Below are 13,339 nucleotides of genomic sequence, written 5' to 3' on the forward strand. Positions count from 1 at the left end.
TTTAATCACAACTAAGGTCACTAATTATGATGTTGATTGTAACGTACTTAGTTGAAAAAATGCGAGTTGCTTTAATCCTTAGCCGTACTATTACACACTTTGTTTGATTTCAAACCACAAAGATCAAATCTATACTTGGATCTGGGCGGGTATCCAGATAAAATACGCGTCCTTTAAGTTAGCGGGCATTTAAATGCTCACATCACTTAATCCTGTTTCTAGCACACTTTAGTGCCACTACCGAATTGAAAACGAGGCTATATTTCAATGAGTAAAAAGCTGCATATTAAAACTTGGGGTTGTCAGATGAATGAGTACGACTCTCAGAAAATGGCGGATCTCCTCGATGCAACCAACGGCTATCAGTTAACTGAAGAAGCCGGTGAAGCAGATGTCATTCTACTCAATACGTGTTCAATTCGTGAAAAAGCACAAGAAAAGGTGTTTCATCAACTGGGGCGTTGGAAGTTATTAAAAGATGACAAGCCTGATTTAATTATTGGTGTTGGTGGTTGTGTTGCCTCTCAAGAAGGCGACTCTATTCGTCAACGTGCTCCTTTTGTTGATGTCATTTTTGGCCCGCAAACGTTACATCGTTTACCTGAAATGATAAAACAAGTACAAGGTAATAAAGGCAGTTCAGTGGTTGATATTTCATTCCCTGAGATTGAAAAATTTGACCGCCTACCAGAGCCTAAAGCAGAAGGTCCAAGTGCATTTGTTTCAATCATGGAAGGCTGCTCAAAATACTGTACTTTCTGCGTAGTACCTTATACTCGTGGTGAAGAAGTAAGTCGCCCACTTGATGACGTGTTACTTGAAGTTGCTCAACTTGCTGAGCAAGGTGTACGTGAAGTTAACCTACTTGGACAAAACGTAAACGCCTACCGCGGTGAAACTTACGATGGTGAGATTTGTTACTTCTCAGATTTAATTCGTTATGTTGCTGCCATTGATGGTATTGACCGTATTCGTTATACCACATCGCATCCTGTAGAATTTACACCTGATATTATTGACGCCTATGCAGATGTACCTGAGCTAGTTGATCACTTACATTTACCTGTGCAAAGTGGTTCTGACCGTATTTTAAACTTAATGAAGCGCGGCCATACAGCACTTGAGTACAAATCAACAATTCGTAAACTGCGTAAAATTCGCCCGAATTTAAGCATGTCATCTGATTTCATTATTGGTTTCCCTGGTGAAAGCAAGATGGACTTTGAAGCCACAATGAACCTAATTAACGACATTGGTTTTGATATGAGCTTTAGCTTTATCTACAGTGCGCGTCCAGGTACACCTGCCGCTGACTTACCCGATGATGTATCTGAGCAAGAGAAAAAAGAGCGTTTATACTTATTACAAAACCGTATTACTCAAATGGCACAGCAAATAAGCCGCCAAATGTTTAATACCGAGCAACGTATACTCGTTGAAGGGCCATCGAAGAAAAACCCGATGGAGCTGCGTGGCCGAACTGAAAACAACCGCGTTGTGAACTTTGTAGGACCACATAATGTGATCGGTCAGTTTGTTGATGTACGTATCACTGAAGCACTACCTAACTCTTTACGTGGTGACTTAATTCGTACAGAATCAGAAATGAACTTACGCCGTGATGTTGCCCCTGCTGAAATTTTAAGTAAAGCAGCGCAACCTGAACCTCAAGTAACGCCGAATGAAATCGGTGTTGCGACATTCGTTCCGTAGGCGATAATGACTGTGCCGGCAATAGCTGGCACACCAAAACAGGAAGCAATTTTGAGTAATCAATTAAAAAAATTAGAGATTTATTTAGAACCCTCCGACAATAAGCGCCTTTCTTCTTTATGCGGCCCGTTTGACGAAAATATCAAGCAAATTGAACGCCGTTTGGGCGTCGAAATCACTCATCGCGATAACTACTTTAAAATTACAGGTAAAACCACCAGTGCCTTTGCTGCAATGGAAATTGTTAAAGACCTGTATGTTGAAACACAGCCTGTGCGTGGCGTAGTTAATGACATTGAACCCAATACAGTACATTTAGCCATAACTGAATCAACTGCCCTCGAACAAGACGAGTTAAGCGAATATGGCAAAGAAGTAGTAATAAAAACGCGTCGAGGCGTAATTAAACCTCGTAACGATAATCAAGGGCATTATGTATCGAATATATTTCGTCACGATATTACCTTTGGTATTGGACCTGCAGGTACGGGTAAAACATACCTAGCAGTAGCCGCAGCCGTTGATGCCCTAGAGCGTCAAGAAATACGCCGAATATTACTTACCCGCCCCGCTGTTGAAGCTGGTGAAAGGTTAGGTTTCTTACCTGGTGATTTAAGCCAAAAAATCGACCCATACCTGCGACCGTTATACGATGCGTTATTTGAAATGATGGGTTTTGAAAAAGTTGAAAAGCTACTTGAACAAAATGTTATTGAAGTAGCGCCACTTGCTTTTATGCGTGGTCGTACACTAAACGACGCCTTTATTATTTTAGATGAAAGCCAAAATACCACTGTAGAACAAATGAAAATGTTCTTAACACGTATCGGCTTTAACTCTAAAGCGGTAATCACTGGTGATATCACCCAAGTTGATTTACCACGCGGTGCTCGCTCTGGCCTTCGACATGCTATTGAAGTGCTCAGTGATGTTGAAGAAGTCAGTTTTAACTTTTTCCAATCACACGATGTTGTTCGCCACCCTGTTGTTGCCCGTATTGTTGAAGCCTATGAGCGCAACGATGAAGCAGACCGAATTAAACGCGCCGAAAAACAACGCGCTAAAGATTTACTCGCTAATGCCGAGCAATCAGACCCTGAGACTAAAGAGTAATACTGTGACAACAGAACTTGATTTACAAATAGCCTGTGAGTTTGACAACTTACCGAGCCTTGAACAATTCGCATTATGGGCTAACAAAGTACTCAGTCAATATCGCGACGAATCAGAGCTAACCATTGTTATTGCTGATGAAGAACAAAGCCAACAGCTAAATAATGATTACCGTGGTAAAAATAAGCCGACAAATGTTTTGTCGTTTGAATTTGAAGCACCACCGGGGATTGAACTCCCATTAGTAGGTGATTTAATCATTTGCCCAGCGATTGTTTTAGCCGAAGCAAATGAACAAGAAAAGACCTTTCATGACCACTTTGCTCATATGGTGATCCACGGATGCTTGCATTTACTTGGATTTGACCATATAAAGGATGAAGATGCGAATGAGATGGAAAGCATAGAAAAGCAATTACTTGCCGATCTAGGCATAGCAGACCCATATCGGGACGATATTTAAATTAACGGAGCAGATAGACGCAATGAGCGACGATAACTCGCAGACTAGCCAGGGTTCTTCTAGCAAGACCTGGTTGGGTAGAATTACCCAAATGTTGCAAGGGGAACCCCAGAATAGAGAAGAGCTGGTTGAAGTAATTGCCGATGCGCAAGAACGGGATGTCATTGATCCTGAAACCAAAGAGATGATTGAAGGTGTGCTTGGTGTATCTGAGCTTAAAGTGCGAGACATCATGATCCCGCGCTCACAAATGATCACCTTAGAAGTTGACGCACAGCTAGAACAATTAATTCCGATGATGGTTGATTCAACGCATTCACGTTTTCCTGTGGTATGCGAAGACAAAGACCATGTAGAAGGTATTTTATTAGCAAAAGATTTATTGCCATTAATATTAAATAAAGACGACCAATTACCCTCATTACGCGATTACTTACGCCCAGCCGTTGTGGTGCCTGAAAGTAAACGCGTAGACACACTATTGAATGAGTTTCGCCAACAACGCTACCACATGGCTATTGTTATTGATGAATACGGTGGTGTGTCAGGGCTTGTTACAATAGAAGATATCTTAGAAATCATCGTTGGCGAAATTGAAGACGAACACGATGAAGAAGAAGAACAACAAGATATTCGCCAACTTGCCAAACATGTATATGTAGTGCAAGCGCTAACACCTGTAGATGATTTTAACGAAAAATTTAAAACAGGCTACAGCACACAAGAAGCCGACACAATTGGCGGCACTGTGTTGCATGCGTTTGGCCATATGCCAGGACGCGGCGAAACCATCGAAATCGATGGCCTACAATTTAAAGTAACTAATGCAGATAACCGTCGGTTATTGCAACTACAAGTTACTGTACCTAAGGCTGAAGACAGCGACAGTGAAGACAATACTGACTAACTGCCTACATTTAGCTAAAGATAAAAAAGCATGGCTCGCACTGGTTGCGGGCCTCTTTTTAACTTTAAGCTACGCTCCATTCGGGATTTGGCCCCTGACCTTTGTTTGCCTAATCGTGGCAATTTACACTTCACATAACCAACAATACGGTAAAAAGCCCAGCAAACAAGCCGCTAAATATGGCTTTCTGTTTGGTCTAGGATGGTTTGGTGCTGGTATAAGTTGGGTGCATGTGTCTATAGCCACTTTTGGTGGTATGCCGCTAGCAGCCTCAGTGCTCCTTATGGTACTGCTATGTGCCTATCTAGCTATTTACCCTGCCCTTGCCTTTATGTTTGCTACACGCTTTGCGAGCGGCCCACATAGCTATGGGTTATTACTTATTAGCAGTTTTGCTGTTACAGAGTATTTACGTGGTGTAGTGCTGACTGGCTTTCCTTGGCTAAGCTTTGGTTACACACTAACCGATAGCCCATTAAATTATTTAGCCCCCACGCTCGGTGAGTTTGGTCTAACATTAATCTGTATTGCCATCGCATTTTCATTTTACCAATTACTGTTCAATCGCAGCTTAAAGAGCACTATTGCAACGACAGCCTTAATTGCCCTCATTTCACTGGTTGGCAATTTATCTCAAAGCCCTCACTATAACGATAAAACCATCAGCACATTACTCGTTCAGGGTAATATAAAGCAACATTTGCGGTTTGAGCCCAGTGAATTTTGGACCACCATGAGTAAGTACCAAGACATGACGCGCCCTCACTGGAACGCTGACTTAGTCGTTTGGCCAGAAGCTGCGGTGCCTGAAATAGAAGCCCTCGCCGACAGCTTCTTAGTCGGTCTTGATAGCGCCGCCTCATTTAATAAAACAGCTCTCATTACGGGTATTGTAGACTACCAGCTTGATACCAAAACTATATTCAACACCCTGATAGTACTGGGTAATAAAGAACGTAGTGATGAGCACGGCCACTATCAATACCTAGGTAAAAATCGCTATAGAAAACACCAGTTACTGCCGATTGGTGAGTTTGTACCATTTGAAGATATTTTACGCCCTATCGCGCCCTTGTTTGATTTACCCATGTCATCATTCACACGGGGTGATGAAGTACAAAACAACCTACGCGCCAATGGCTTAAATATTCTTCCTGCTATTTGCTACGAAATCGCCTTTGCTAACCTCGTACGTGGCAATTACCACAGCGAGTCTGATATTTTGTTTACGGTCAGTAACGATGCCTGGTTTGGTGCCTCCCACGGCCCTCATCAACATATGCAAATAGCCCGTATGCGTGCCCTTGAATTACAACGCCCGCTTATTCGCGTAACAAATAATGGCATCAGCGGTGTCTACGACCCTATCAGTCAAACTCAAATCAGCATGCCACAGTTCAAAGCAGAAACCCTAAAAGTGAACGTTAAGCTTATTGAAGGTGATAGCATTTATAGTCAATATGGTAATTTGCCAGTGTGGATAGTAGTGGTGTTGATGGGTTTTGTGGGAGTGGTTATAAGATTAAAGCTTTAAACAAGATGTAAAATTATCTTTATTGATAACTTTCCCTTGGCCCAGCTAGCTTTGATGTAATTTCTTAACTAACGAAATTTTAACTTCTTAGTTTGCCGTTAGAGTATGTAATTAATTACATACTCTAGGAATCTATGAGCTTGTGTTAAGTGAGTACTATGCTTCAAATAGTTAGCTAAATCTTGAAACTTAATTAAAGTGGTAGTACTTCTAAAACTAAATTAATTCACCCATTTTAAATAACGCGAACTCACCTGGTTCCATTTTTTGCCAACGTTCATCGTTTGTTAATGGGCGAGTTGCAATCACAGTAACCACATCATTAGGTGTGGTTTCTTGTTGAAAATCAACCACCATATCGGCATCTATTAAAGTTGCTTTACCAAATGGTGCGCGGCGGGTGATCCAATGTAAGTTATTAGTACAATACGCTAATACATAAACCCCATCAGTAAGCAGCATATTGAACACCCCCTTTTCTCTGAGCGTGTGCGAAAGCTTTGCCGCATAACGAAATACGGACGCCATATTTGATGGACGTTTTGGGTATTTTTCACGAATTTTATCGAGTAACCAACAAAAAGCCAGCTCGCTATCAGTATTGCCAACTGGTCGGTAATAATCAGGTTTTAAATCATGATAATTCGAAAGCTGACCGTTATGGGCATAGGTGATCTCACGCCCCCACAACTCGCGAGTAAATGGATGAGTGTTTTCAAGACAAACACGACCACGATTACCTTGGCGAATGTGGCTTATCACCGAGACACTTTTTATTGGATATGCTTTAACTAACTTGGCAATTTCAGACTGGCAGCTAGGCTCTGGATCTTTAAAAGTACGACAGCCCTTGCCTTCATAAAAGGTAATACCCCAACCATCTTTATGAGGACCTGTGTTACCACCGCGCTCTAAAAGACCTGAAAAACTAAAACATATATCTGTCGGCACATTCGCCGACATGCCAAGCAACTCACACATAAAATAAATTAACCCTTAAACACTATGTTTATACAAACGAAGAATTGAGATATAGGCTAGCATTGTTAAACATAAGCAACACCAAGGCAAGCTTATGTTAGCCCCTTATCCTATACTCTTTATAAACATGTGAATAAACTCACTGATAATCTTAGTTAGCCACTTGATAATTACCGATTCTAGCGCTACTCTAACGAAGGTGGTCTGACCTCTATTAAGGATTAAGTACATGACACTCATATTTATACTCGGTTTAATCGTGTTGCTCAGCATCGCGAGTTACCACAGAGCGAGCTGGAACACAGCCCTTGGCGTTTCTATCGCAACCCTTGTTATCGGTACCTTTGCGGGTGCTTTTGGCGCAATCAGCTGGTTAATCTTTTTAATCATCGCTGTGCCACTGTCTGTTACTGGCATTCGCCAGCAATATATTATAAAACCAATCTTTGCTGCGTTTAAAAAAGTAACACCTACAATGTCTGACACTGAAAAGTCAGCTATTGATGCAGGTACTACTTGGTGGGAAGCTGATTTATTTTGCGGTCGCCCTGATTGGCAAAAACTACATCAATATCCAATGCCTAAACTCACCATTGAAGAGCAAGCGTTTATTGATGGCCCAGTTGAAACCGTATGTAGTATGCTGGATGATTGGGAAGCTACTCACGAGCTAACCGATTTACCAGAAGATGTATGGCAATATCTAAAAGATAATAAATTCTTTGCCATGATCATCAAAAAAGAATACGGCGGCTTACAGTTTTCTGCGTTTGCACAATCGTGTGTATTACAAAAGCTAACCAGTAAATCTACTTTGCTTTCGTCAATTGTGGGTGTACCTAACTCACTAGGTCCTGGCGAGTTACTACAGCACTACGGTACAGAAGAGCAAAAGAATCATTACTTACCGCGTTTAGCAAGCGGTGCAGAAATTCCATGTTTTGCCCTAACCTCTCCGGAAGCTGGTTCTGATGCCAGTGCAATTCCTGATTACGGCGTTGTATGTAAAGGTATGTGGGAAGGCGAAGAAGTTGTTGGTATAAGCTTAACATGGAACAAACGTTACATTACGCTTGCGCCAGTAGCGACAGTACTTGGCCTTGCGTTTAAAATGCAAGATCCTGACGGCCTTTTAGGTGATACAAAAGATCTTGGTATTACCTGTGCGCTTATCCCTACGGATATGCCTGGTGTTGAAATTGGCCGTCGCCATTTCCCACTTAATGTGCCGTTCCAAAATGGCCCAACTCGCGGTAAAGACATTTTTGTACCACTTGATTACATTATTGGTGGCCCAGAAATGGCTGGTCAAGGCTGGCGTATGCTGGTTGAATGTTTATCTGTTGGTCGTGCAATTACCCTGCCTTCAAACTCTGTGGGTGGCATTAAAACAATCGCCCTGGCCAGTGGTTCATATAGCCGCATTCGTCGCCAGTTCCGTTTACCTATCGGTCAAATGGAAGGGGTTGAAGAATCACTTGCTAAACTTGCAGGCTACGCTTACAGCTCAGATGCAGCAGTTAGCATGTCTACCGGCGCGGTAGACTTAGGTGAAAAGCCATCGGTTGTTTCAGCGATTATTAAATATCACTTAACTGAGCAAATGCGTGATTCAACCATTCATGCAATGGATGTTCATGGTGGTAAAGGTATCATGCTTGGGCCAAATAACTATTTAGGCCGTGGCTATCAAGGTGCGCCAATTGCCATTACCGTTGAAGGCGCAAATATCTTGACCCGTAACATGATTATTTACGGTCAAGGGGCTATCCGTTGTCATCCATTCGTTTTAACTGAGTTAAATGCATGTTCAATTGAAGACCGTGAAGAAGCACTTGCGGTATTTGATAAAGCATTAATGGGTCACATTGGTTTTACTATTTCTAATTTAGTACGTACTAAGTGGCTAGCGTTTACTGGCGCACGCTTTGCTAGTACGCCTTATAAAGATGAAACAGCTGAGTTTTACCGTATCGCATCACGCTTTAGTGCCTCACTTGCGTTAATGTCAGATATCAGTATGGCGGTATTTGGTGGTTCATTAAAACGTAAAGAACGTATCTCTGCACGTTTAGGTGATTTACTAAGCTACCTATACTTAGTGTCTGCTACGCTAAAACGCTATAACGACGAAGGCCGTAAAAAAGAAGACTTTGCGCTTGTTCAATGGAGCTGCCAAGATCACCTTTATCATTGCCAACGTGCATTAGCTGATTTAATTAACAATATGCCATCAGCGCCGTTACGTGCAGCACTTAAGCTTATGTTATTCCCGTTTGGTCGCCCGGTTCGTAAACCAACAGACAAACTTGAGCACAAATTGGCACAGCTATTACAAGTTCCAAGTGAAACCCGTAACCGCCTTGCAAGTTATGTATACTTAACCAATGAACCACTTAACTTAGTGGGTCGCCAAGAGCAAACGCTTAAAGACGTGCTAGCTGTTGAGCCTTTATTTGATAAAGTATGTCGTGAGAAAGGCGTTAAGTTACCGTTCTTCCAACTTGATAAAGTAGCGCAGATGGGCCTTGATGCCGGTATTCTTACGCAAGCCGAAGCTGACAAGCTGGCTGATGTTGAAAAAGCGCGCTTAGATGTTATTAACGTTGATGACTTTGACCCTGCTGATTTATTAGCAGGTAAAGCCGCACGCAAAAGTGCAGACAACAAGGCTGATGCAGCTTAACTGATTAGCAGTTAATACACAGCCAGTAACAAACCTGTTATAACCATCCAAACCAGCGCATAATGCGCTGGTTTTTTTTGTGCTAAGATCTGTTGTAGTAAACACCAAACAACTCCTATTACTAGCAACAAGTTACTTGCGTGATTAAATAAAGCCCCCAAACCAACCAGTGCGAATAATAAAACAATTAAGCTAGGAATAAATAAGCTAACAAAGAATGCTGTTTGCTTATTCTGCATTTTAAAAAATACATTATATTGTTGATGAAGGTGACGACAATCAAATTGTAATGAACTACTAAACAGCACCACAAAGGCAAGTGATAAAATGCTGAATATAGCAGCTAAATCAGCGCGCTCTTGCAACAACACTTTGGATGCCATAAATACACACAGCAATAAAGCCCCTCGCCAAATTAGAGCCCAGCTATTATGTATAAAAAATAATAACCAAAAACCTGCAAGTGAACTCAACTTTACCTTTGCGGTAAAACAAAAAGGCACCATCAAGGTACTTAGGGCAAACAGCAGCATAAAACCACACTGATAAATCAGTGGATTGGCATCTAGCGGTAACGTTACCCAGATTGCGGATAACAAAAAACCATAAGCAAGCGCTATTGGCCTGTATAAACATAAAATGCCAAGCACTAATTGTAATAGTAAAAACAGCAAGAAATGCGGCACTCTAAGCCACTGACTCACACTAAGATCAATCGCGATAATAAGGCTCGCAATCAACCAGACATTACTTAACAGCAAAAGTTTAATATCCATCAAACCAAGCCAATACCGCTTTACTAATGTCTGTTGAAACGCACGCTGAGCGGTATTTTTTATCGCCGATTTCATTGCACTTAACATGACACTTTGCAACAGCAAGTACAGCCAAGCCATCTGTGCACCATACTGAGGTGCATCGCTGCTATCGATAATTTTCCCCAGTCCTAAAAATAGCAGTAAAATCATACCAAGCATGGCAGAGCCAAGTACCACTAGAAATAACAAACCAAAGTTTTTAAGCTGCAGCAATAATTGCGTGAGTTCAGTTTTGTAGGCCTGATATCGATAACCCATAAAGCAGCGATACTGCCCAATTGCTTGTGTTAAACTGGCAATCATAAAGGCATACACTCAAAGCCATGCTCAATAAATGGCGCGGGTTCATGACAGGTGATAATTATTTGCCCGTCTGGTTTATCAATTAAATATTCATCAAGTAAATTTAGTAAATACTGGATACTGGTTTGATCAAGGGCAGCGCTCGGTTCATCTAATAGCAAATACGGGGCATTGCGCATAAGCGCTAATATTAATTGGCATTTCTTTTGGTTACCTGAGGACAACGCATCAAAACGCGTATTTAAAAATTCATTAAAATTGAAGCCAGATATCAATGAGTTGGGCCAGCTACAGCCTAGGGTATTTATGACTAAATCTATAAGCTGTCTTGCTGTTAAAAAATCAGGTAAAGAAATACAGTCTGAGGCTATGGCAACTTGCTTATGTGGTTCTGATAATGTATTTCCTGCAAATAGAACTTGCCCACTTTGACGCGTTTCAAGCTCTGCTAAGATCATTAATAACGTTGTTTTCCCCTGGCCATTAGGCGCTTCAATACATAGCTTAGGCGCTATAAATTGTACGTTATAATCACTGTACAATATGTTTTCAGCAAACTGTTTATGTAACCCAATGACTTCTATCATAAATACTCCTTGATGTAGAAAATGAATTATAACTGCTTTTCTATTTTAGTGCGGTACACGCTTTGTAACACTTTATTGCTGTTTGAAAATGCGAAATACTTGCGTTTAAAAAACGTTCGGTTAACACTAAAAGTCTATAACTATAATCCAAGGAATGTACCTATGAAAAAAGCCCTCAAACTTGCCTGTATCACTTGTGCAGTATCTATTGCGTTAGCTGGTTGCAGTCAATCTAATAACTCAACCTCTGCCCCCGTGGTTGCTGAGCAAACACAGCAAGTCAAAACATATAATGCAAAAACCTTTTTTGATACAACATCTATTATGGGCAGTAGCTTTTCCCCCTCTGGCGATAAGGTACTTGTCAGTAGTGATGAAAGCGGTATTTACAGCTTATATGAGGTTGATGTTAAAACTGGCAGCAAAACTCGCTTAACCAATTTTGAAGACAGCACCTACCCAGTACGCTACTTCCCTAATGATGAGCGCGTATTATTCACCAAAGACTCAGGCGGTAACGAACGATACCATGTTTACGTGCGCGAAGCTGATGGCACCATCAAAGACTTAACCCCTGGCGATGAAACGCGTGCAAGCTTTGCAGGCTTTACTAAAGACGGCAGTCAATTTTTTATTACCAGTAATCAACGTGATGCCAAGTTTATGGACTTATACCGAGTCGATAGTAAAACGTATCAAGTCACGCCTGTGTATCAAAACACCCTTGGTTTAGATGTAGGTGCAATTAGCCCTGATGGACGTTACATTGCCCTATCTAAAAACAATACCAACAAAGACAGCGATACTTTCATCCTAGATACTTTTAAAAAAACACTCAAACCGCAATTAATATCTAAACACGATACACCGGCTCAATATACGCCTGATACCTTCTCTGTAGACAGCAAATATTTATACTACTCTACAGATGCTAAAGGAGAGTTTTCACAGGTATGGCGTTATGAGTTAGCCACAGGCGAACATACTCCTGCTTTAAAGGATGACTGGGATGTCAGCTTTATATATTTCTCTCATTCTGGCCGCTATCAGGTAAGTGGTGTTAATGCTGATGCAAGCACCAAAGTGACCGTAAAAGATACCAATACCGGTAAAGAAATCGCTATGCCTAAATTGCCAGCTGGGAATCTACGCAGTGTGAACTTCTCACGCGATGAGAAAACCATGGCGTTTTACTTAAACTCAGACACTTCACCAAGCAATTTATTTGTCTGGCAAGTTGGTAGTAATGAAGCCAAACAACTCACAAACACATTAAGTGATGATATCAATCAGAACGACTTAGTAGAGAGTAGCATCGTGCGCTTTAAAAGTTTTGATGGTTTAGACATACCAGGCGTTTTGTATAAACCAAAACAAGCCAGCAGCAATAATAAAGTACCTGCGCTTATCTGGGTGCATGGCGGCCCTGGCGGCCAAAGCCGAACAGGCTACAGTGCGATGCAACAGCACCTAGTTAATCACGGCTATGCTATTTTTGCCGTCAATAACCGTGGCAGCTCTGGGTACGGTAAAACATTTTTCCATTTAGATGATAAAAAACATGGCACTGATGATTTACAAGATATTGTCTACGGTAAAAAACACTTACAAAGCTTAGATTGGGTCGATGCAGATAAAATTGGCATCATGGGTGGAAGCTACGGCGGCTTTATGACCGCAGCAGCACTAGCCTTTGAGCCAGAAGAGTTCAAAGTAGGCATCAATATTTTTGGTGTGACTAACTGGGTGAGAACGCTGAACTCAATTCCACCTTGGTGGGAAAGCTTTAAAAAAGCGCTGTACGATGAAATGGGCGACCCAGCGACAGATGGCGAGCGTCACCGTGCTATTTCTCCGCTGTTTCATGCCGATAACATCACTAAACCTCTAATGGTAATTCAAGGTGCTAACGATCCGCGAGTATTACAAGTTGAAAGCGATGAACTAGTTGCCGCAGTAAAAGCTAATGGTGTGCCAGTCGAGTATGTATTATTTGACGATGAAGGCCATGGTTTTAGCAAAAAAGAAAACCGTATCAGCGCCTCTAACGCGTATCTAAACTTTTTGGATACTTACTTAAAAGAGTTATTTGGCCCACAAGGATAATTGTAGGTAGTGTTCAAAAATCTGTGTCATTTCAGTAAACTGATAAAAACAGGAATGACACATGACAAATCAATTCAACTTCGAAGATGCAGTTAAGGCACTTCAATCCGGTAAAAAACTTAATGGTA

10 protein-coding genes are annotated in these 13,339 nt (G+C 41.5%); 7 read left to right on the forward strand and 3 right to left on the reverse strand.

Annotated features, from left to right (window positions below):
* Positions 1 to 267 precede the first annotated feature (267 nt).
* The 5 genes from miaB to lnt are packed head-to-tail and all read left to right on the forward strand — an operon-like array spanning position 268 to position 5,730.
* Entirely contained in the window at positions 268 to 1,713 is a 1,446-nt protein-coding gene (gene miaB, locus AAEU30_RS11990) for a tRNA (N6-isopentenyl adenosine(37)-C2)-methylthiotransferase MiaB (RefSeq protein WP_421960691.1), read from the forward strand.
* Between the two features lie 51 nt (positions 1,714 to 1,764).
* Positions 1,765 to 2,826: a PhoH family protein gene (locus AAEU30_RS11995; RefSeq protein ID WP_290210760.1), complete on the forward strand. Its 1,062-nt coding sequence runs from the start codon at positions 1,765 to 1,767 to the stop codon at positions 2,824 to 2,826.
* Between the two features lie 4 nt (positions 2,827 to 2,830).
* Entirely contained in the window at positions 2,831 to 3,289 is a 459-nt protein-coding gene (ybeY, locus tag AAEU30_RS12000) for an rRNA maturation RNase YbeY (protein WP_256826926.1), read from the forward strand.
* A 22-nt stretch (positions 3,290 to 3,311) separates the two neighbouring features.
* Positions 3,312 to 4,196, forward strand: coding sequence for a CNNM family magnesium/cobalt transport protein CorC (corC, locus tag AAEU30_RS12005; RefSeq protein ID WP_290210725.1), 885 nt, complete (start codon positions 3,312 to 3,314; stop codon positions 4,194 to 4,196).
* On the forward strand, positions 4,177 to 5,730 hold the full coding sequence (gene lnt / locus AAEU30_RS12010; protein ID WP_421960692.1) for an apolipoprotein N-acyltransferase: 1,554 nt from the start codon (positions 4,177 to 4,179) through the stop codon (positions 5,728 to 5,730). Before corC ends, lnt begins: the two co-directional genes overlap by 20 nt.
* 216 nt (positions 5,731 to 5,946) lie before the next feature.
* Here lnt and AAEU30_RS12015 read toward each other — a convergent pair whose 3' ends face one another.
* Positions 5,947 to 6,711 carry a class II glutamine amidotransferase gene (locus AAEU30_RS12015; protein WP_421960693.1) on the reverse strand — a complete coding sequence of 255 codons (765 nt, stop codon included), beginning with the start codon at positions 6,709 to 6,711 and terminating at the stop codon, positions 5,947 to 5,949.
* A 229-nt stretch (positions 6,712 to 6,940) separates the two neighbouring features.
* On the opposite strand from AAEU30_RS12015, the gene fadE reads away from it, so the two are divergent.
* Positions 6,941 to 9,397: an acyl-CoA dehydrogenase FadE gene (gene fadE, locus AAEU30_RS12020; RefSeq protein WP_421960694.1), complete on the forward strand. Its 2,457-nt coding sequence runs from the start codon at positions 6,941 to 6,943 to the stop codon at positions 9,395 to 9,397.
* 11 nt (positions 9,398 to 9,408) lie between these two features.
* Here the strand turns inward: fadE and AAEU30_RS12025 are convergent, their stop codons facing one another.
* Both AAEU30_RS12025 and AAEU30_RS12030 read right to left on the reverse strand, forming a co-directional pair.
* On the reverse strand, positions 9,409 to 10,518 hold the full coding sequence (locus AAEU30_RS12025) for a DUF6136 family protein (protein WP_421960695.1): 1,110 nt from the start codon (positions 10,516 to 10,518) through the stop codon (positions 9,409 to 9,411).
* The gene (locus AAEU30_RS12030) at positions 10,515 to 11,105 is read right to left on the reverse strand and encodes an ABC transporter ATP-binding protein (protein WP_421960696.1); all 591 of its coding nucleotides are present in this window, start codon (positions 11,103 to 11,105) and stop codon (positions 10,515 to 10,517) included. Before AAEU30_RS12030 ends, AAEU30_RS12025 begins: the two co-directional genes overlap by 4 nt.
* 162 nt (positions 11,106 to 11,267) lie before the next feature.
* Between AAEU30_RS12030 and AAEU30_RS12035 the strand changes: the two genes are divergently transcribed.
* Positions 11,268 to 13,211 carry a S9 family peptidase gene (locus AAEU30_RS12035; RefSeq protein WP_421960697.1) on the forward strand — a complete coding sequence of 648 codons (1,944 nt, stop codon included), beginning with the start codon at positions 11,268 to 11,270 and terminating at the stop codon, positions 13,209 to 13,211.
* Positions 13,212 to 13,339: the final 128 nt, after the last annotated feature.

Source organism: Pseudoalteromonas mucoides, from assembly GCF_049257175.1.
GTDB lineage: Bacteria > Pseudomonadota > Gammaproteobacteria > Enterobacterales > Alteromonadaceae > Pseudoalteromonas.

Coding starts and splice junctions, on each gene's coding strand:
- AAEU30_RS12030 (WP_421960696.1), bottom strand. CDS start 11,105: ATGATAGAAGTCATTGGGTTACATAAACAGTTTGCTGAAAACATATTG.
- AAEU30_RS12035 (WP_421960697.1), top strand. CDS start 11,268: ATGAAAAAAGCCCTCAAACTTGCCTGTATCACTTGTGCAGTATCTATT.
- AAEU30_RS12015 (WP_421960693.1), bottom strand. CDS start 6,711: ATGTGTGAGTTGCTTGGCATGTCGGCGAATGTGCCGACAGATATATGT.
- AAEU30_RS12025 (WP_421960695.1), bottom strand. CDS start 10,518: ATGATTGCCAGTTTAACACAAGCAATTGGGCAGTATCGCTGCTTTATG.
- fadE (WP_421960694.1), top strand. CDS start 6,941: ATGACACTCATATTTATACTCGGTTTAATCGTGTTGCTCAGCATCGCG.
- miaB (WP_421960691.1), top strand. CDS start 268: ATGAGTAAAAAGCTGCATATTAAAACTTGGGGTTGTCAGATGAATGAG.
- corC (WP_290210725.1), top strand. CDS start 3,312: ATGAGCGACGATAACTCGCAGACTAGCCAGGGTTCTTCTAGCAAGACC.